Source organism: Ruegeria sp. AP11 (assembly GCF_056535865.1).
The window spans coordinates 658,562-679,398 of the sequence record NZ_JBQFJB010000001.1 but is presented as its reverse complement, the minus strand read 5'-3'; the positions used below and the strand labels follow the sequence as shown (position 1 = coordinate 679,398).

Sequence of the window (20,837 nt, the reverse complement as noted above, 5' to 3'; positions counted from 1 at the left end):
CCATCGCTGGGTTGCCTTGAGTAGAACCGTTTATGGCCGGGTGGGCAAAACGGGCATACTCCGGATTGTCATATTCAATTTTCATTGAATTGAAAACACCTTATGCCTTGGGTGAGTCTCACGGCAGATGCCGTTGGAACACGGGTACCAAACGAAGTGGCCGCGATATCCCGAGAGGATTTGAACCGGCGTCGTGGGTTCTGTAACCTGCTGTGCAATCGCGAACTGGATAAAGCACATGATGAAGAAGACAATTCTCGCCCGGCTGGCTCTTGTGGTCTGGGCCTTGTCGCTGGCTTTTGTAACCGCGGCGGCCGCGCAGTCGCTCATTCCGGGGTATCCGGGGATCACGGACGAGACAGAGACCGCCACCGCCGCGGATGGCGACGTGGCGGCGGCCATCAAGGCTGCGACCGAAGCCGGCGCCAGCGTCATTGTGATCGACAGCGCTGGACAGGTGGTGACAACGCCCGGTTCAGAATCCGCGACGGTACAGGATGCGGCGGACCCGATGGCCGACGGATCGCAACTGATGAAGGCGCAGGAACGCTTTTCCGAGTTCCGGCAGTCCGTGCGATCTCGGCTTGAGGCGCTGCCCTATTCGGTATTCGAAGTAAAATACGTGCTGAGGCAGACAAGCCCGGATGGCCGTATCCAGACCTATATTGAAGTGCTGGCCTGGAACATCCTGTTCCTGTTGTTGGGGCGGTGGTTGTCCACTGAGATTTACGGAAAACGCATCGCCAAACGCTTTGTGGTGGCCCGGATCAAGGAGCAACCGAACGGCTATCGCGAGAAGATGCCGTTTCTGGTGTACCGCTTTGTTATGGGGATAGGCGGCACGATTTTCGCGATGATCATGGCGCTGATCGTGGGGTATCTGATCTTTGGCGAGGCCGAGGATATCTCGATCCAGTTTACGGTGACGGCCATTTTCACAGCGTTCTTCCTGTCGCGCACGGTGGCCGATCTGTGGCGTATGATCCTGTCCCCGTTTCTGAGCCAGTACCGGTTGCCGCCGTTTTCGGACCGCGATGCCAAGCGCTTGTATCGCTGGGCCTCGGCGCTGGCGACCTATGATATCTCGGTGGTGCTGTTCGCAACCTGGGTTGCGGATTTTGGGCTGAACTACAACGTCTATGCGATGGTCTATGGCGGCCTGACTTTGGTCGGGGCCTTGGGCAATGTGCTGATGATCCTGTTCAATGCGCGGGCCATCTCGAACGCGATCCGGGGCGGGCGGGCACCGGATCAGGTATCGTGGATTTCGCGGTTCATCTCGTTTGCATGGGCGCCGGTTCTTATCCTTTACATGGTGTTCAGCTGGTTCAAACTCGCGGTCGATCTGGTGCTCGAGGTCGAGGACTCGATCCCGATTGTGGCCAGCAGCTATGCGATCTTCATGTCCGTTGTCGTGGCCTATGGCGCGATGAACTATCTGCTTGAGCGTTATTTTGATCGCAATCGCCAGATGGAAGAGCTGAACGCGGAAGCAGAAGACGCAGAGGTCGAGACTGAGACCGCCACGCCCGAGGCCGAAAAGCGCAAATATGCCATTCTCACCTATGAGGACCTTGCTCGCCGGGTGGCTGGAATTCTGGCCTTTGTCGTCGGCGCTTATGCGCTGGTGGTGATCTGGAACCCGCAGGCCAGCTGGAGCGAGGATTTGCCGATCGGGCGGGCGCTGGATGTGATGGTGATCCTGTTCATGGGTTATATCCTGTTTCACTTCTTCCGGGTCTGGATCGACAGCAAGATCGCGGAAGAGGCTGTGGACGTTGGCGCAGAAGCGGAACTGGGCGATGAGGGCGGCGAAGGCGGCCAAAGCCGTCTGGCGACCCTGCTGCCCCTGTTCCGCGGGGCGATTCTGGCAGTGGTTGTGGTGACGATCGCCCTGATCGTGTTGATGGAGCTTGGTATCAATGTCAGCCCGCTGTTTGCGGGTGCCGGTGTGGTCGGTCTGGCCGTGGGTTTCGGCTCGCAGACACTGGTACGCGACATCTTCTCGGGCGCGTTTTTCCTGATGGACGATGCGTTCCGGAAGGGGGAGTATATCGATATTGGCGACGTGAAGGGGACGGTCGAAAAGATTTCGGTCCGGTCTTTCCAGTTGCGGCATCATCTTGGGGCGCTGAATACGATCCCGTTTGGTGAGATCAAGGTGCTGACCAACTATTCGCGCGACTGGGTGATCATGAAGCTGCCGCTGCGGGTCACCTATGACACCGATGTTGAAAAGGTGCGCAAGCTGATCAAGAAGCTGGGGCAGGAGCTGCTGAGCGATCCGGTGATCGGTGACAATTTCATTCAGCCGCTGAAGTCGCAGGGCGTGATCGAGATGCAGGATTCCGCGATGATCATCCGGGTCAAGTTCATGACAAAGCCGGGCGATCAGTGGCTGGTGCGCAAGAAGGTCTATCAGGATATCCGCGAGCTGTTTGCCCGTGAAGGCATCCGGTTCGCACATCGTGAGGTCACGGTGCGTTTGGCGGATGATAAGGAGGCCGAAGATCTGACGCCCAAGCAGCGCGAAGCGGTGACGGGTGCGGTTCAGGCGGCGATTGACGAGGATTATCTGGATGATATCGGCCCCGGCGGGGGTGACGACCGCTAGGGGGCTCTCCCGCCTCTTTGGTCTGCATCGCTGACGCGATGCCGCCCAAAGCGTTGGGCCGGGCCGCGCGTTCCGCGCGGCGGGTGTGTCAGACCGAATGCGGCGGCCAGGCGGCGTCCGATGTGCCCAGTTTGGCGGCGGGCAGTGGCCAGTTCATCGCTGCGGGGCCAACAGAAAGCGCCGGTTTCAATCGGTGGCCCGGGCCCCAGCCTGAGGCCTCGGTCACGTCCGCATAATCGGATGGGGACGCAGCTGTGATGTCCTCAGCGTCGCTGCTTTTCGCGAGGGTCGCCAAAAGCTCGGCGGTACGTGCGAGCGACAGGCGGGCATCCATCACGGTTTGGCCCGATGCGGCCTCGGTCAGAGCCGAGAGAACGGCTGCGGCCATCAGATAGCCTGTAGCGTGATCCAGGGCCTGAACGGGCAGCGGCGTAGGCTTGTCGACCGAAGCCCATGCCATCCCGGCATCGGCGATCCCGGCGCTCATCTGCACAAGGCTGTCGAACCCGCGTCTTGCGGCCCATGGGCCTTGCCAGCCGTAAGCGTCCAGGGTGACCTCGACCCGGTTCGGGGCAAGCTGATCGCGGGTGGATTTGTCCAGCCCGAGCGCATCCAGTGCGCCGGGACGATAGCCGTGAACCAGCACATCGGCCTGTGACAGCAATTCTTTCAGATGATTCATGCCCCCGGGCGATTTCAGGTCCAGATAGGCGCAGTGCTTCCCCAGCGAGATATCAGGGATCACTCCGGGCTCGTCCCAGCCGGGCGGGTCGAAGCGCAACACGTCCGCCCCAAATCCCGCAAGGGTTCGGGTTGAAACCGGACCAGCTAGTATCCGGGTCAGATCAAGCACACGAAGCCCGGCCAACGGGCGCTCTGCGGTGGCCTGAGGCCGGTCGCGCAGAGTGACATTGCGCGGCCCGTGCCAGCCGATCAGCGGCTCGCGGGCCACGACGCGCCCTTGCGGATGTTCTTGCCATTCGGAACGGGTGCGCATGGCGGCGGCGACGCCACCCTCGGCGACGATGGAGGTTTCCAGATCGAAGATCGACCAGTCTTTGATCGCGCGGGCCACGGTGTCCCGATCCGCCTTGACCTGCAGCACCTTGAGCGCTGCGGCGCGGTGGTGGGGCAGGTTGGTGTGCAGCCTGATCCACCCATCAGCTGCCTTGTAGTCGCCTGCAATCGCATCCCAAAGGCTGGGCATCTCCCACCCGTCGGGTTTGAAGGAAAAGCCGTACCATAGTGAGGCGAGCCGGTGATCCACGGTAATTTCGGGTGGTTTGGCCGCGAGGTTGGTCGCCACCATCAGGCGGGCCAGTTCCTGCCCCACGGCGGCGAAGCTGGCTGTGGCCAGTTCGGACACCGCGAAGGCGCTGGGGCGGGCTCCGGTCCCTTTGACCAGATAGCTGTCAGTCGCGGGAAGGGAAGACAGCAGGCTCATTGCTGATAGGGATCCAGACTGTCGCGCAACCCGTCGCCAAGGAAGTTGAAGGCCAGCACGATAACGATGATCGGCAGCATCGGAATGGCGGTCCAGGGGTAAATTTCGATCGAGGCAAGGTTCTGCGCGTCATTCAGCATCACGCCCCAACTGACCGCAGGCGCCCGCAGGCCAAGGCCGAGGAAAGATAGCGCGGTTTCCCCAAGGATCATCGCCGGGATCGACAGCGTAGCCGAGGCGATCAGGTGCGACATGAAATTCGGCAGCAGGTGTTTGCGGATCACCCGGCCCGAGCTTGCGCCCATCATTTCGGCGGCGCGGACATATTCTTCTTCCCGCAGCGACAGGAACTTGGCGCGCACGGATCGGGCAAGGCCGGGCCAGTCAAGGATGCCGAGGATGATCGAGATGATAAAGAAAACCGCAACAGGGCTCCAGTTCGATGGCACGGCTGCGGAGAGAGCCAGCCAAAGGGGCAGCTCTGGCAGGGAGCGTAATATCTCGATCACGCGGTTGATGACCCAGTCGATGCGCCCGCCGAAATATCCGGCCATTGATCCGAACAGGATGCCAAGAAAGAATGAAACCGAGATGCCGATCAGACCCACGGTCAGCGACAATTGCGCCCCATAAAGGATGCGGCTGAACACATCCCGGCCCAGACGGTCTGACCCCCAGAGAAACAGTGTCGCCCCTTCCGGTGCGCAGAACAGATGTGTGTCCGTTTTGATCAGACCCGCCAGTTTGTATTGGGAGCCTTCGCAGAAAAACCGGATCGGCCGCGGGTCTTCGGTATCGGGAACGAATTTCCACTGGAAGGTTTCAAGGTCTGCTTCGGCGACGATGGGATAGACATAGGGACCAACGAATTCGCCCTCATGGAACCAGTTGATGGATTGGGGCGGGGCATACAGGTGCTCTCCGTTCCGGTCATTCGGACCATAGGGCGCAATGAAACCCGCAAAGGGCAGCATCAGGTAGCAAAGCAGCAGGAAGATGCCCGAGATCAGGCCCAGCTTGTGCGTCTTGAACTTGCGCCAGACCAACACCCAGTTGGGGGCGTCGAGATCGGCGCGCTCCAGCTGCTGGATCGAGGCCTGCGGGTCGAAAGGCGCGTCGTCGACATAGCGACCATCGGGACGTTGGGTCATGCTTCACGCCCCTCGTATCTGATGCGCGGGTCAAGCATGACCAGCAGGATATCCGAGATCATGGTGCCGATCAGGGTCAGCAGCGCCACGAACATCAGGATGAAGGCCGACAGGAACTGATCCTGCGTCTTCAACGCCGTCAGCAGGGTGGGGCCGATGGTTTGCAGGCCCAGAACGACCGAGACCAGAACCGAGCCGGACACCATTGACGGCAGCAGGTTGCCAATGTCGGCCACAAAAGGGTTGAAGGCCACGCGCAGCGGGTATTTCGTCAGCATCCGCGACGGCGCCATGCCCTTGGCGATGGCCGTTTCCACGTAAGGCTTGCCCAACTCGTCCAGCATGTTGGCCCGCAAGCGCTGCATCATCGCCGACGCGCCCGAGGTGCCGATCACAAAGGTTGGCACGATCAGGTGAAGCAGGATGGATTTGAGCTTGTCCCAGCTCATCGGTTCGCCTTCGAATCTGGGGTCCATCAGGCCGCCAATGGGCAGGTTGAAATACTGATGACCATAGTAGAACAGGATCAGCGCCAGCAGAAAGTTCGGCGTGGCCAGACCCAGATAACCCACAAAGGCCGAGGTATAGTCGATCCAGGTCCGCGACCGTGCGGCGGCGATGACGCCAAGGGGCAGGGCGACCGCATAAACGAACAGAATGGCGGCCAGATTGACCACCACGGTCAGCCAGAGCGTATCGCCGACAATCTCGGAAACCGGGCGGTCAAACTCGAAAGACCAGCCATAGTTGCCCTGCAACAAACCCTCAAACCCATGGGGGCCGGGCCAGAAGCCCATCCAGATCAGGTATTGCTCGGGCAGGGTCCGGTCCAGCGAGTATTCCTTTCGCAGAAACTCGGCCTTGGCGACCCCTGCGGACTGGCCCGAGGCCTGCAACTCGGCGATCTGATTGCTCAGGTAATCGCCGGGCGGCAGGTTGATGATCACGAAGATCAGGACCGACACTACCAACAGTGTCAGCAGCATCGTGAAAAAGCGATACACCGCATAGCGCAGCATGACCATTTAGCTGCTCCTGATCAGTCGGCGAAGAAGAACTCGTCCGGGCGATGGATACCAAAATGCGCGCCGGGTTCCCACGCCCACATGGCTTGTTCGGGCACGTTGCGCAGACGGTTCGATACGACAATGGGTTGCGGTGCGCCGTTCAGGATGCCGATCGCGTAAAGCTGCTGGGCGTGGATATCCAGCATTTCACGCCATACAGCCTCGCGTTGTTCATCAGTGGTCGCGACCTCCCAGTTATGGGCCAGTTCCATCAGGCGTTCAGCTTCGGGCATGTCGGGTGGCTCGCCTGAACCGCCGGCGGTTTGATGGTACTGTCCCCATTTCGGCCAGGCCAGAAAGACCTGATCGGTGGGCGCAAGATAGGCCGGAGACGTGTGGTTCTGCGGAATACCGTCATCCCAGCCAAACCAGACCGAAGCCATGGTGTTGCCCGAGAAAACCCGGTTGCGCAGGATATCCCTGTCCAGCGGCCGCATCACCAGCTTGACCCCAATTTCGCGCCATGTATCGGTGACGATCTGCATCGCGTTTTCGACCTCTTGGCGTTCGCCGGCAGTCTCGATCACCAGCTCCATCGGGCGCCCATCGGGAAGAAGGCGGATGCCATTTCCATCGCGTTCGGTCAGTCCGGCCTCGTCCAGCAGGGCATTGGCCATGTCGGTGTCATATTGCGCCCAGGCCTGTGCATTTTCTTCATTGTAATAGGGCGAGGCAGGCAAAACCGCCATGGCGCCGGGCTTGGCAAGTTTGAAATACAGCGCCTGATTGATGGTCTGTCGATCAATCGCCAGGGACAGGGCGCGGCGCACACGGACATCGCGCAGCACCTCACGCCAGGTGTCATCTTCAAAGTTCAGGTTCGGATAGATCGCGATTTGCGACGCCACCCCGGTTTTCCACAGCAGGGTCTTGTATCCGCCTTGTGCCTCACCCTTTTTCAGGATCGAGGCGTCGCGGAACGCCAGCCCACGTCCCTGCAGATCGCTTTCACCGGCATTGGTTTTGGCCGCGACCAGACCCGGGGCCACGATCTCCATCTCGACCACATCAATATAGGGCAGTTGCACCCCGTCGGAATCGATGCGGTGGTAATAAGGATTGCGGATGAAGCTGTGCCGGATTTTCTTGCCCGAGCTGGCATTCTTCCACGGTTGCAGGGTCGGGAGTTCCTCGTTGTCGAATTTATACAGGTTATCCAGCTTATTATGCAGCGCTGCCCAGCTTTTGACGCGGGCATCTTCAACCTGAAAGGTGAGCTCCTCCGCATCGGCGAATTTCTCGTGGTATTGCTTAAGGAACTCGGAAGGACGGTAGATGAAGGGCGGGCGGGCCTGTGCCAGCGATTGCAGGAAGTTCGGGTTCGGGTTTTCCCATTCGAAGATCACTGTGGTCTCATCGGGGAAACTCACCACCGGTGGCTTGCCTTCGACCAGCAGGAAATCCGGCGGGCCAGAGGGGCTGAGCAACTCGTTGTTTGCCACATCCTCCCACCAATAGCGGAAGTCTTCCGAGGTGAAGGGCGTGCCATCCGACCACTTGTGGCCGGGACGCAGTTTCAAGGTGAATTTGCGATTATCTTCGTTTTCGAAGGATGCGAGAATATCCGGGACGATGTTGTAATCATGGTCGAAACCAACCAGCCGGGCATAGCCATAGACCACCATCTGCCGAATGTCCTTGGACCGGGTGACCATCGTGCGCAGTGTTCCGCCTTGCGTTCCGGGTTCGCGCCCTTTGGCGGCCAGATCGACAATGAGCGGTTCATCGGGGATGCGCTCGGAAATCGGGGGTAATGTGCCGCCCTCAACTTCGGATTGCCAATAGGCGCTTTCTTGCAGGTGCGACGGATTATCTGCCGTAGCGGGGAGCATCCCAACAAGGACCAGCGAAGTGGCCAGCAGCAATCGATGAGTGGTTTTAAACATGGCAACGTACCTTATGGCCGGGCTCCATCTCTACCAGTGAAGGTATCACGGAGTCGGAAAATCGGAAGGCATCATCCCAACTGTCTGGCGAACCCGCGCCCAAAGCGACCAGTTTCAGGTCAATCGGGCGATTGATGTCAGGCTCTGGCTGGGCAGCGATTAACGCCTTGGTGTAGGGGTGACGAGGATTATAGAACAGGGTTTCAGGCGGGGCCTGTTCGACAACAAGGCCCTGACGCATCACGGCCACTTCATCGGCGATCCGCGCGACAACCGCCAGATCGTGTGAAATGAACAGATAGGACAGGTTCAGGCTGTCCTGCAGGTCCTCCAGCAGGGTCAGGATCTGTTCCTGCACGGATACATCCAGCGCCGAGGTCGGCTCGTCACAGACAATCAGCGCCGGGTCCAGCATCATTGCGCGTGCAATCGACAGGCGCTGGCGCTGACCGCCCGAGAACGCATGGGGATAGCGTTTGAGCATATCGGCATTCAAACCTACCCGCTGCAGCATTTCGGCCGCTTTGTCGCGCTGTTCAGCTGTGGTGCCAAGTTTGTGGATTTCCAGCGGCTCGGTCATGGCATCCTGAATACGCATCCGCGGGCTGAGTGAGCTGTAAGGGTCCTGAAACACCATCTGAGCCTTGCGCTGGAACGCGGTTCGTTCGGTGCGCGTCATCTGGTGAACAGTGATCGGTTCGGAATCTGCCGAACTGCGAAACAACACCTCTCCCCCGGGATCGGGCAATTCTGCCCCCAGTGCAATTCGGGCCGCGGTGGTCTTGCCCGATCCGCTTTCGCCGACAATGGCCAACGTCTTTCCGCGCGCCAGCTTCATGTCGACACCCCGGCACGCGTGGATCAGCTTGTCTGCTTTCCACCCCTTGCTGGAACGCATGGTATAGGTCTTGGAAACCCCGCGCATGCTCAGGATCAGGTCTTCGTCGGGCATCGGCAGGCCCACCGCATCCTGATCGGGAATCTCCGGTGCGGCATCGAACAGCTGCCGGGTATAGGGATGCGCGGGATCGGTCAGAATCGGCGCGGCTGGTCCGGATTCCATCACGCGGCCCTTGTGCATGACAACGACCTGCTCGGCCATGTTGGCCACGACGCCAAGATCGTGGGTGACAAGGATCAACGCCATTCCGGTTTCGCGCTGCAATTCCTTGATCAGTCCCAGAACCTGCGCCTGTGTCGTCACATCCAGTGCGGTCGTGGGTTCGTCCGCGATCAGCAATTCCGGCTTTGAAACCATGGCCATGGCGATCATCGCCCGTTGCCGCATGCCGCCCGACAATTCGAACGGATAGCTGTCATAGGCACGGGCAGGATCGGGAAAACCCACGCGTTCGAATTGGCTCAGAACCTCTTTGCGCGCCTGCGCCTCGGACGCGCCGCGATGCAGCCACAAGACCTCGCTCACCTGATTGCCGATTTTATGCAGCGGAGACAGTGACCGCATCGGCTCTTGAAAGATCATCGAAATCCGATTGCCGCGAATGCCGCGCATCTGCTTTTCGCTGATGTTGGTCAGGTCGGCCGTGCCTTTGGAATCATTCAGCGTGATGGTACCGCTGCGAATCTGCGCGGTACGCGGCAGAATGCGCAACGCGGCCCTACACGAGATTGTTTTTCCAGACCCCGATTCCCCGACCAGAGCCAGCGTTTGACCCGGCGCGACATCAAAGTTCACATCGCGAACAACGGCTTCGCCCGCGCCAAAACCAATGCTCAGATTCCGGACGGACAACAAGGCATTCATGCGGGTATTCCACCCGTCTGGCCGCTTGGTAACATCGGCGTTGCTATCTCCCTGACTTTTTTGTGCAGTTTCGCGCGGTTGGGGCGGGCTAGTCAAACACCTTCTTACGCAGAAACGTCGCGGAAACATGAAATGCGTTCCGGGGTGGCTACACAAAGTCTTGAGATTTTGTCATCAAAGGCGCAATCGACCCCGGTTAAGGTCGCCCGACAAAGAATGAGGTTTGCCCGTGTCCCAGCAACAAAGCCGACTGGATCTGTTTATTGACCGAATGGTTTCGCAACGCGCTTGTCTGGATTTTGCAATCGCCCAAACGGCAGGCCAAACCGGCCCGGTGTTCGAACTGGGTCTGGGCAACGGGCGCACCTATCACCACATGGTACAGTACATTCAGGACCGCCCGGTTTATGTGTTCGAGCGTGCGGTGGCCTCGCACCCAGACTCGACCCCACCGGACGAGCTGGTGATTCTGGGAGACGTGCGCGAGACTTTGCCCGCCTCGGTCGACCGGTTCGGTGCTTCGGCCAGTCTAATCCACGCCGATCTTGGGGGGCATAACCGGGAAAAGAATGATGCCTTTGCCCGGTTCGTTTCGCCATTGATCGAGCCCTTGCTGGCCCCCGGTGGGCTGATGGTGTCGAGCGACCGGATGTACTTCGACACGCTGAAGGAACTTCCGCTGCCGGAAGGTGCGGTTGAGGGACGCTGCTTCATCTACCAACGCTGAAACGCCATGGGGTCACGCTGGGCTTTGCAACGGGTGGGTCGCTAACCCTTGGGTACCATGCTTTTGAGGAGCCTGATTTTATGTTGTTCTACGATTGCTCGACCGCCCCCAATCCGCGCCGTGCCCGGATGTTTATCGCCGAGAAGGGCGTCGAGATCGAAACCCGCGACATATCCATCGCCAAAGGCGAACAACTGAGCGATGCGTTTCGCGCCGTGAATCCGCGCGCCACGTTGCCGGTTCTGGTGACCGATGAAGGAACGGTTCTGACCGAGAATCTCGGAATCGCGGCCTATCTCGAGGCGCGGTTCCCCGAACCTGCGCTGATGGGGCGGACGCCGGATGAAAAGGCGTCGGTTTTGATGTGGAACGCGATGGTTGAGCAGCAAGGCGGCCTGCCGATTGCCGAAACGCTGCGCAATACCCATCCGGCCTTCAAGGACCGGGCAATTACCGGCCCGGAAAACTATGCCCAGATCCCCGAACTTGCGCAGCGCGGCGCTGCCCGGGTGGGCGCGTTTTTCGAACTGATGGAGGCCCGATTGCAGGACAGCGCGTTCCTTGCCGGTGATCGTTTCTCGCTGGCTGACATCACCGCATTTGTATTCATCGATTTTGCTCGCGTCATAAAAACGCGAATCCCTGCCGAAAATACGGCCACCCAAGCCTGGTTCGCCGCGATTCAAAACCGTCCCAGCGCCACTCTTTAAGTGTATTTCGATATTGAACGCCCGCTTGCATCGAACTGTACAGAAATGTCTAGACAGAAGTGAACAGTGCTACTAGCGTCCACTGCAATCAGTGCAGGAGAGCGCAGGATGAAATCTCAGTATCGTGTTGTTGTGATCGGGGGCGGCGTTGTCGGGGCCTCGGTTCTGTATCATCTGGCCAAGTTCGGTTGGTCTGATGTGGTCATGCTGGAACGGCGGCGTCTGGCGTCGGGGTCTTCCTGGCACGCGGCAGGCGGGGTGCATGCGCTGAATGCCGATCCGAACATGGCGGCGTTGCAATCCTATACCATCGACCTGCTCAGTGAGATCGAAAAGGAATCGGGCCAGAATATCGGCTTGCACATGACCGGTGGCTTGACGCTGGCCGGCACCCCGGAACGCTGGGAATGGCTGCAGGCCAACTACCGCATCTTCCAATCCATCGGCATCGACGATTGTGAATTGCTGAGCCCTGAGGAGGCGCAGAGACGCTGCCCGATCATGTCCACCGACGGCGTGCTGGGCGCGATGTGGGCGGATCGCGAGGGATACATCGACACCACCGGGACCGTGCAGGCCTATGCGACCGCCGCGAAAAAGCGCGGCGCGGAATACTATGAGGAAACCAAGGTCGAGGAGCTGATCCAGACCGATGAGGGCTGGCAGGTGGTGACCGACAAGGGCACGATCACCTGCGAGCACGTGGTCAACGCCGCTGGCCTCTGGGCCAAGCAAGTGGGCCGCATGGCTGGCATCGAACTGCCGGTTTCGCCGCTGAAACACCACTATCTGATCACCGACACGGTGCCCGAAGTCGCGCAAGCGGATTTCGAGATGCCGATGACCGTCGACCTCGAAGGCTTCACCTATATGCGGCAGGATCAGAAGGGCGTTCTGGTCGGCATTTACGAGGTCGACCACGAGCATTGGGCGATGGACGGCGCGCCGTGGAACTATGGTGAGGAGCTGTTTCAAGAACAGCTCGACCGTATCGAGAACGAACTGACGCTGGGCTTTGAACGCTACCCGTCGATCCAGAATGTGGGCATCAAGACCTGGGTGAACGGCGCGTTCACCTTCTCGCCAGATGGCAACCCGCTGGTGGGCCCAGTACCCGGCAAGCGCGGCTATTGGTCGGCCTGCGCGGTGATGGCGGGCTTCCTGCAGGGCGGCGGTGTCGGCAAGACACTGGCCGAGTGGATGATCCATGGCGAGCCCGAGGCCGACGCATGGCCGATGGACGTGGCCCGCTATGGCGACTTCGCGCAGAACAAACGCTATATCCGCGAGACCACCGGACAGTTCTATTCCCGCCGCTTCGTGATGACCTATCCGAACGAGCAACTGCCCGCAGGCCGTCCGCTGAAAATGGCCCCGGCACATGATGCGATGACGCAAGCCGGATGCAAATGGGGCGTCAGCTGGGATCTGGAGGTGCCGCTGTATTTTGCACCGAAAGGGTTCGAGGAAACGCCGACGCTCAAACGCTCGAATGCGCATGATATCGTGGCCGAGGAATGCAAGACCATCCGTGAAGGCGTCGGCCTGCTGGATATCTCGGGCTTCTCGCGGTTTGAGGTTACAGGGCCGAACGCGCAGGCGTGGCTGGACAAGGTGATGGCCTCGAAACTGCCCGCACCGGGCCGCGCCAAACTGGCACCGATGCTGGGCGAGAACGGGCGGCTCAAAGGGGACTTGACCGTGCTGAACTGGGGCGATGGCACCTGGTGGATCATGGGCAGCTATTACCTGCGGGCTTGGCACATGCGCTGGTTCGATGATCACATGATGGACGGCGTGAATATCCGCGATCTGGGTGAAGAAATCTGCGGTTTCGCCGTGGTTGGTCCGAAATCGCAGGCGGTAGTCGAGAAACTGGCGGAACAGGATATCTCGGGCCTGAAATTCATGGGCTGCGGTGAGTTCGATATCGGCCTTGTCCGCGCCCGCATCGCGCGCATGTCGGTGACCGGCGAAAAAGGATACGAGATCAACTGCCGCTATGGCGATCACATCAAATTGCGCCGGATGCTGCTGGACGCCGGGGCTGATGAGGGCATCCGCGAGTGCGGCTTCAACGCGATGCTGTCCACACGGTTGGAGAAAAGCTTTGGCATTTGGTCGGCGGAATTCACGCAGCTCTACACACCCGGGATGACCGGTATGGATCGCTGGATCGACTGGGACAAGGATTTCGTCGGCAAAGAGGCCGCGCTGGCCGAACGCGACGGCAACGGCCCGGCGCAGGTGCAGGTGACGCTGGAGGTCGACGCGCTGGACGCCGATGCCAGCGGTTATGAGCCGATCTGGGCCGATGGTGAGCGCGTGGGTTTTGTCACTTCGGGCGGCTATGGGCACTATACCGGCAAGTCGCTGGCTATGGCATTGGTCAACCGCGACAAGGCCGCGCCGGGCACCGAATTGTCAGTGCATGTGGTCGGGGTCGAACGGCCTGCGCGGGTGATTGCGCCATCCCCGCATGATCCCGAAGGCAAAGCGATGCGAGGCTGATGATGGTGGCGCAGAACCGGGAACGCAGGCGCCGCGGGCGGGGGGCTGAGGCCGCCCCACCGCCCAGCCGCGATGTGAACTATCGCCAACTAAAAAACCCCTTCCCGCTGATGGAGGTATTCCCGGCGGATCAGATCGCAGACATGCATGAAACCGCCCTGCGCATGTTGGAAGAGCTGGGTATGAAGGTCCTGCTGCCCGAGGCCCGCCGGATCTATGCCAAAGGCGGTGCCCGCGTGGATGAAGACAGCGAAATGGTTTTCATCGGGCGCGATATGGTCGAGGCCGCAGTCGCCTCGGCCCCGAAATCCATTGCCTGCCGCGCCGGGGCGCGGCGCAGGGATTTCTCGCTCGAGCTGGGCTCGCTGGTGTTTCAGCCCGGGGCAGGCGCGCCGAACGCCACCGATCTGGAACGGGGGCGACGCCCTGCGACAGGGCAGGACTATCTGGAATTTCTGAAACTGACGCATCATTTCGACGTGTTCCAGATGATCTCGCCCCAGGTTGAACCGCAAGACGTGCCGACCCATCTGCGTCATTACTTCACCACACAGGCGCAGATGGAGTTGACGGACAAGTTCCCTTTCTTTTTCTCACGCGGAACACCGCAGGTGATGGATTGTTTCGAGATGCTGTCCACCGCGCGTGGCCTGTCGGATGATGAGTTTCGCGCCAATCCGCATAGCTACACGATCATCAACACCAACAGCCCGCGCACGCTGGATATTCCAATGGCACAGGGCCTGATCGACTTTGCACGTTACGGCCAGATGTCGATCATTACGCCCTTCACCTTGATGGGGGCCATGGCACCAATCACCGTGGCAGGGGCGATTACGTTGTCTCATGCCGAGGCGCTGGCGGCGCTGACGTTGACGCAACTGACACATCCGGGCGCGCCGGTCTGTTATGGCACCTTCACCAGCAATGTGGACATGAAATCAGGGGCACCGGCATTCGGCACGCCCTCGCATTTTCAGGCATCGTTGGCGGCGGGGCAACTGGCGCGGCATCTGGGCCTGCCGTGGCGGTCTGCGGCGGGATCGGCTGCTAATATCAACGACGTGCAGGCGGCCAATGAAAACCAGTTCGGACTTTGGGGTTGCCTGATGGCCGGGGCGACGGTCATCATCCACTCGGCGGGCTGGCTTGAGGGCGGCTTGACCGTGTCCTTCGAAAAGATGATCTGTGACGCCGAAGTGCTGAACATGGTCGCTGAACTCTGCGCCGGGGCGCAGGCGGGCGCTGCCGAGATCGGCTATGACACCGCCCTGCGAGAGGTCGACCCCAGCGGCCATTTCTTCGCCACCAGCCAGACCATGGAACGGTACAACACCGAGTTCTACCAGCCGCATGTGCACGATTACGCGAATTTTGGCACCTGGACCGAGCGCGGCGCAGTGGACACCAACCATCGCGCAACCGGTGTGTGGAAAGACATTCTGGCCAATTTCGAAGCACCCGCGCAGGATAGTGACCGCATTGGCGCGTTGCAGGATTTCATAGCCCGCCGCACGGCCGAGGGCGGCGCCCCGCCGGAGAGTTGAATGAGCAGCAAACCCATCCTCCACCGCGACGACCCAAAGGCCGAACCGCTGGTCGGCAACATCAAGGTCACCCGTGATGACTGGCTGAACGTGGCGATGGATGTGCTGATCTCGGACGGGGTCGAGCAGGTGAAAGTGATGAATCTGGCGGAGCGCATGGCGGTCTCGCGGTCATCGTTCTACTGGTATTTCAAGTCCCGGCAACAGTTGCTGGACGCGCTTCTGGACAAGTGGCAGGCGACCAATACGGCGGCCTTGATTGCGCAGTCCGAGCTGCCCGCCAAGACAATCACCGCGGCAGTCTGCAATGTTCAGCGATGTGTTGTGAACGCTGCTTTGTTCGATACGGCGCTGGATTTTGCCGTACGCGACTGGGCGCGCCGGTCGGGTAAAGTGCGTCGTATGCTGGACCAGTCCGACGCGCTGCGACTGTCCGCATTACGCGCGATGTTCGTGCGCCATGGCTATGACGAAACCGAGGCCGAAACGCGCGCCCGTGTTCTGTATTACATGCAGCTCGGCTATGATTTTGCTCAGTTGAACGAACCGATGGCTGTGCGTTTGTCGATGGTTCCGCACTATCTTTATGTTTTTACTGGGGTCGAGCCGCGCCCCGAGGAAATCGCGGAATTCAGCGCTTATGCGAAACACTTCTGGGAGGGGAAAGATCATGAACGGTCCTGACACGATCATCATCCGCGCCGGTCTGATCCGTGCCCCGTGTGCCAACGTGCCGAAGGCCGAATAAATAGCCCTGTCGCTGGATCGCAATCCGCTGAGGTCTGAGCTTCCCCATATTGGTCCGGGCGTTGATGCCGTGTGCTATTTCCGGAAGCGACCGATCAACGCCCAGAACAGTTTCTCGATTACGGGCTAGGCGACCCGTTTGCGCGCCGCAGCAAAGCTGTCTGCGCGCACCGGACCGAAGCCCCGGATTTCATCTGCTTCGGCCAGACGTTCCAGCCATTCCGCCTCGGGCAGGGCAGCGGCGTTTGATGCGAGCTGGTCCAGCAGGGTTTCGTACCAAGTCAGAATGGCGCGGTGCAGTCGCGCTTCGGAGTGATATCCGAACGGGTTCCAGATTTTGCCGCGCAATGCCTTCGCACGGGCCAATGTGTTCAGGACCGGGCGCAGCCAGGGTCCGAAAGTGTGTTTGATGGGCCTTCCCCTCTCATCCTTGCGCCAGCTCAGCATTGGCGGGGCGAAATGGTATCTGGTTTTGAAATCACCCTCGAACTGCTGCGCCAACTCATCTGCGAAGGCCGAGGAGGTCTGCAGCCGGGCGACTTCGAACTCGTCCTTGTAGGCCATGAAACGGAACAGGTTGCGAGCGATGGATGCCAGGATGCGATCAGAGAATTCCGGCTTTGACGCCCGGATGGTCTCGATCCGTTGCGCATAGCGGTCTGCATAGGCGGCGTTCTGATAATCTGTCAGATACGCGACCCGGCGGGCGATCATCTGGTCCAACGTTTCTTCCGCCTCAGCCGTTTGCACTGATCCCTGAATCCGATCAGGATCAACTGCCAGACAACGTCCAAGGGCGAAGGCCAGTCGGTTTTTTTCAACCGCGACGCCATTCAGCAGGATGGCCTGCGCCAATGCGGTCTGCGTTACGGGAACCAGCGCTTTTTGCCACGCGTAACCCAGCATGATGACATTGGCGAAGACCGCATCCCCCAACAGCGCCTCGGCCAGTGCGTTCGCATCCAGACTGGACAGGTTGTCCACGCCCACCACATCGGCAATCGCCTGTTCCCGCGCATCGACCCGCAATTGCGCATCACGCCGTAGCACGAGGTCTCCGGTCGGCATCTCAGCCCTGTTCAACACCACGCGCGTGCCCCGGGCATAATGGGCCGAGGCCTTGGGGGCAGAACTGACCACAACATCACAACCAATCACCGCGTCAGCGGCACCCTGATCAATACGCACCTGATTGAGCGCCCCGGGCGCGGTGCCAAGGCGGATATAGCTAAGCACGGTTCCGAACTTCTGGGCAAATCCGGTGAAATCCAGAACCGAGGCACCTTTGCCTTCCAGATGCGCCGCCATGGTGATCAGAGCCCCGACCGTGACCACCCCGGTGCCACCGACGCCGGTCACCAGCAGATCAAGGGGATTTTCCAAAGACGGAAGCCTGGGGCTTGGCAGGCCGGTCTCAAGCGCATCAAGGTCAAGCGCGACGGCCCGCTTTCGCCGGGTTGCGCCTTCGATGGTCACGAAACTCGGGCAGAACCCGTTCAGGCACGAGAAATCCTTATTGCACGAGCTCAGATTGATCTTGCGCTTGCGTCCCAACGGGGTTTCGCGCGGCTCGACGCTCAGGCAGTTTGACGCGACCGAGCAATCGCCGCAGCCTTCGCAGACCAGATCGTTGATCCAGACGAATGTCGAGGGGTCCTCCATCGTGCCGCGCTTGCGACGGCGGCGCTTTTCGGTGGCGCAGGTTTGTTCATAGATCAGGATGGTGACGCCGGGGATGTCGCGCAGTTCGCGTTGCAGCCCGTCCATCTCGGCCCGGTCGTGGAACGTTGTGCCCGCCGGGAAGTCTGTACGTTGAAATTTGGTGATGTCGTCCGAAACCAGCGCGATCCGCTCGACCCCCTCAGCGCGACAGGTCTGAGCGATACCCGCTACGCTGACGGGGCCGTCCACCGGCTGCCCTCCGGTCATTGCGACGGCATCGTTGTAGAGGATCTTGTAGGTGATGTTCGTCCCCGCCGCGACCGCCTGACGGATCGCGAGAGAACCCGAATGGTACCACGTCCCCTCGCCAAGGTTCTGGAATATGTGCTTGCCGCCATTGAATTGCGAGGCGACAACATGGGGCACGCCTTCACCCCCCATCTGGGCATAGCCGACCGTCTCGCGATCCATCCACGACGCCATGACGTGACAGCCGATCCCGCTTGCCGCGGTAGAGCCTTCGGGAACTTTGGTCGACGTATTGTGCGGGCAGCCCGAGCAGAAATAGGGCGTGCGCACCGCGCCTGACACATTGATCACCGGCGCAGGCGTTTCGGTCAGAGCCCGCGCCTTGGCGGGCAAGCGTTCTTCCGGAAAGAACGTGTCCAGACGGGCGGCCACGATCGGGGCCAGCATCAGGGGGCTGAGTTCGCCGGTCCATGGGATCAGCGGCTCGCCATGGCTGTCATACTTACCAACCATCTTGTGGGGCTTGTCGCCCGGCCAGTCATAGAAATATTCCTTGAACTGGCTTTCGATGATGCCGCGCTTTTCCTCGACAACCAGAACCTCGGCCTTGCCTTTCACAAAGCGCAGCGCGTTGCGCCGCGCCAGTGGCCAGACCATGCCGACCTTGTAGATGTCGATCCCCAGACGGCGGCAGGCGTCCTCGTCCAGACCCAGCAAACGCAAGGCCTCCATCAGGTCGAGATGCCCCTTGCCGGTGGTCACGAAACCGAACTTGGCTTTGTCGATGTCGTAGATGCGCCGATCAATCGGGTTCTCTTCGGCAAAGGCCCGCACGGCGCGCAGCTTGTGCCGGATACGGGTCTCGATCTCGGGCGAGGGCAGGTCGGCGCCCCGAACATGCAGGCCGCGTTCGGGTAGTTCGATCTGCGGCAGCGTGAAATTGCGATCCGGGCGCAGGTCGACGGAGCGCGCGCTTTCCACCGTTTCCGAGATGGCTTTGAATCCGACCCATGTGCCCGAAAAGCGGGACAGGGCAATGCCATATTCGCCAAACTGCAGATATTCCTCGACCGAGGCCGGGTTCAATGTCGGCATGAACCACGCCATGAAGGCGACATCCGACTGGTGCGGCATGGATGAACTGACGCAGCCATGATCATCGCCCGCCACTACCAGCACGCCACCCTTGGGGGCCGATCCATAGGCGTTGCCATGTTTCAGCGCGTCCCCTGACCGGTCGACGCCGGGGCCTTTGCCGTACCACATCGAGAAGATGCCCTCGACCTCGCATTGCGGGTCCAGCGTTGCCTGTTGCGCCCCCAGAACTGCCGTCGCGCCAAGGTCTTCGTTCACGGCGGGCATGAATGTAATGCGGTCGGCATCCAGCCGTTCCTTTGCACGCCAAAGCTCAAGATCCAGCCCGCCCAGCGGCGACCCGCGATAGCCCGAGACAAACCCCGCAGTGTTCAGCCCGACCTGACGATCACGCCGGGCCTGATCCATCATGATCCGTGCAAGCGCCTGAGTTCCGGTCAAAAAGACCCGGCCTTGGGTCAGTTCATATCGATCCTCAAGCTGATAGGTGCGGGGGGCAGGCTCGTGATGGCTCATTCCGGGTATCCATGGGCATTACCTTTGGGAGCTGGTATTCTAAGCCGAAATATCTGGATAATTCTGTCAGAGTTTGCATGTAATGAGCAAAAGTTGGATATTTTATTCGATAATCACGTAGTGGTAGGATAAATTTTGCGTCATGATAAAGCTTGATGACAGAGACCGACGTATTCTGGCGCTGCTGCAAACGGACTGCCGTTTATCCAACGCCGATTTGGCTGATGCGGTCGGGATGTCGGCCTCGGCCCTGTGGCGCCGGGTGCGGACGCTGGAAGAGGCGGGCGTGATCGAGCGTTACGGGGCGCTGGTGAACCCCCCTGCCATGGGTTTGACGTTTGAGGCGATCGTGCATGTCCACCTGACGCGCCACGACCCCGAGAAAATCGTTGATTTCATTCGCGCGGTCGAGGCCAGTCGGGAGGTGCAGGAATGTTATGCGACGACAGGCCAGGCCGATTACCACCTGCGCGTATTGTGCCGCGACCTGGCGGCCTACAATATCTTTCTCGAGGATTTTCTGTTCCGCCTGCCGGCGGTCGCCAGCGCGCAGACCAATGTTGTGTTGCGCACGATCAAGCAAAACCGCCCGATTGTGCCCTGATTTTCAGGTCGCGAAGGCCACCCAGGCCCAGGCCATGCCGATATAGGTCAGGTTGTGCATAAGCTGATCCAGACCCGCCGCGCGCCAGAATGCGGCCTGATTGGGTTGCAGCTGCCTGCGGTCGGAATAATGCGCTTTGGCAAAGTCGATGTGGAAATGTACGATCCATTCCAGTGCTGCGATGATCAGAATGAATTCGACCGGTGCACGGAACAAAGCAAAGATGAGGACAGATCCGACAACATGCACAGCAGCATGTTGCGCGCGCCCGATATGTAAATACGAGCCTCGCCCGGACAGCATTTTGGGCGTCTGTAAATAATAGTCGGCAAACATGTGTTTGATCTGAAGCAGGCAGAGCAACAGAAACACAGCGCCAAAGCTGGCAGGCAAAATAATCCTCCCGATATCGTCCTGAATCAGAAGATTAGGGGGTAATTGCCCGCCGCGCAAATGAACTTGTTCACACAAGGGCATTTCGGCGCAATTTGTAAATTTAATTGCGTCCACGGACACGATTGCGGTAACTTCGGGCCGTTGTA

General features: G+C 60.0%; 14 protein-coding genes. 7 read left to right on the top strand and 7 right to left on the bottom strand.

Translation table 11 applies throughout. The features are described 5' to 3' along the window. Positions 1 to 241: 241 nt before the first annotated feature. Positions 242 to 2,614, top strand: coding sequence for a mechanosensitive ion channel domain-containing protein (locus ACR3E4_RS03440; RefSeq protein ID WP_480534143.1), 2,373 nt, complete (start codon positions 242 to 244; stop codon positions 2,612 to 2,614). A gap of 88 nt (positions 2,615 to 2,702) precedes the next feature. Here the strand turns inward: ACR3E4_RS03440 and ACR3E4_RS03435 are convergent, their stop codons facing one another. From ACR3E4_RS03435 to ACR3E4_RS03415, 5 genes are read right to left on the bottom strand one after another with little or no spacing between them, the layout of a single operon-like run. Then, positions 2,703 to 4,058 (bottom strand): CoA transferase, encoded by a 1,356-nt coding sequence (locus tag ACR3E4_RS03435; RefSeq protein WP_480533999.1) that lies wholly within the window; start codon positions 4,056 to 4,058, stop codon positions 2,703 to 2,705. Next, positions 4,055 to 5,209 carry an ABC transporter permease gene (locus ACR3E4_RS03430; protein WP_480533997.1) on the bottom strand — a complete coding sequence of 385 codons (1,155 nt, stop codon included), beginning with the start codon at positions 5,207 to 5,209 and terminating at the stop codon, positions 4,055 to 4,057. The genes ACR3E4_RS03435 and ACR3E4_RS03430 overlap by 4 nt, the downstream gene beginning before the upstream one ends. Beyond that, entirely contained in the window at positions 5,206 to 6,234 is a 1,029-nt protein-coding gene (locus ACR3E4_RS03425; RefSeq protein WP_480533995.1) for an ABC transporter permease, read from the bottom strand. Before ACR3E4_RS03425 ends, ACR3E4_RS03430 begins: the two co-directional genes overlap by 4 nt. A gap of 14 nt (positions 6,235 to 6,248) precedes the next feature. Beyond that, positions 6,249 to 8,162, bottom strand: coding sequence for an ABC transporter substrate-binding protein (locus ACR3E4_RS03420; RefSeq protein ID WP_480533993.1), 1,914 nt, complete (start codon positions 8,160 to 8,162; stop codon positions 6,249 to 6,251). Then, positions 8,155 to 9,927 (bottom strand): ABC transporter ATP-binding protein, encoded by a 1,773-nt coding sequence (locus tag ACR3E4_RS03415; protein WP_480533991.1) that lies wholly within the window; start codon positions 9,925 to 9,927, stop codon positions 8,155 to 8,157. Before ACR3E4_RS03415 ends, ACR3E4_RS03420 begins: the two co-directional genes overlap by 8 nt. A gap of 229 nt (positions 9,928 to 10,156) precedes the next feature. Here ACR3E4_RS03415 and ACR3E4_RS03410 point away from each other — a divergent pair, with 229 nt between their 5' ends. From ACR3E4_RS03410 to ACR3E4_RS03390, 5 genes are all read left to right on the top strand, one after another. Then, complete coding sequence (locus ACR3E4_RS03410; RefSeq protein WP_480533989.1) at positions 10,157 to 10,654, top strand: class I SAM-dependent methyltransferase; 498 nt, start codon at positions 10,157 to 10,159, stop codon at positions 10,652 to 10,654. Between the two features lie 80 nt (positions 10,655 to 10,734). Beyond that, on the top strand, positions 10,735 to 11,364 hold the full coding sequence (locus ACR3E4_RS03405) for a glutathione S-transferase family protein (protein WP_480533987.1): 630 nt from the start codon (positions 10,735 to 10,737) through the stop codon (positions 11,362 to 11,364). A gap of 108 nt (positions 11,365 to 11,472) precedes the next feature. After that, on the top strand, positions 11,473 to 13,875 hold the full coding sequence (locus ACR3E4_RS03400) for a GcvT family protein (RefSeq protein WP_480533985.1): 2,403 nt from the start codon (positions 11,473 to 11,475) through the stop codon (positions 13,873 to 13,875). A gap of 2 nt (positions 13,876 to 13,877) precedes the next feature. Further along, positions 13,878 to 15,422 carry a trimethylamine methyltransferase family protein gene (locus ACR3E4_RS03395; protein ID WP_480534141.1) on the top strand — a complete coding sequence of 515 codons (1,545 nt, stop codon included), beginning with the start codon at positions 13,878 to 13,880 and terminating at the stop codon, positions 15,420 to 15,422. Beyond that, positions 15,423 to 16,106, top strand: a complete 684-nt coding sequence (locus ACR3E4_RS03390; RefSeq protein WP_480533983.1) for a TetR/AcrR family transcriptional regulator — start codon at positions 15,423 to 15,425, stop codon at positions 16,104 to 16,106. It begins immediately after the preceding gene. Positions 16,107 to 16,295: 189 nt separating this feature from the next. Here ACR3E4_RS03390 and ACR3E4_RS03385 read toward each other — a convergent pair whose 3' ends face one another. After that, positions 16,296 to 19,691, bottom strand: a complete 3,396-nt coding sequence (locus ACR3E4_RS03385) for an indolepyruvate ferredoxin oxidoreductase family protein (protein ID WP_480533981.1) — start codon at positions 19,689 to 19,691, stop codon at positions 16,296 to 16,298. 142 nt (positions 19,692 to 19,833) lie between these two features. Here ACR3E4_RS03385 and ACR3E4_RS03380 point away from each other — a divergent pair, with 142 nt between their 5' ends. Next, positions 19,834 to 20,295 (top strand): Lrp/AsnC family transcriptional regulator, encoded by a 462-nt coding sequence (locus ACR3E4_RS03380; RefSeq protein ID WP_480533979.1) that lies wholly within the window; start codon positions 19,834 to 19,836, stop codon positions 20,293 to 20,295. A 3-nt stretch (positions 20,296 to 20,298) separates the two neighbouring features. On the opposite strand, the gene ACR3E4_RS03375 is transcribed toward ACR3E4_RS03380, so the two are convergent. Next, a complete protein-coding gene (locus ACR3E4_RS03375) occupies positions 20,299 to 20,688 on the bottom strand; it encodes a DUF3307 domain-containing protein (RefSeq protein ID WP_480533977.1) in 390 nt (129 codons plus the stop codon). Positions 20,689 to 20,837: the final 149 nt, after the last annotated feature.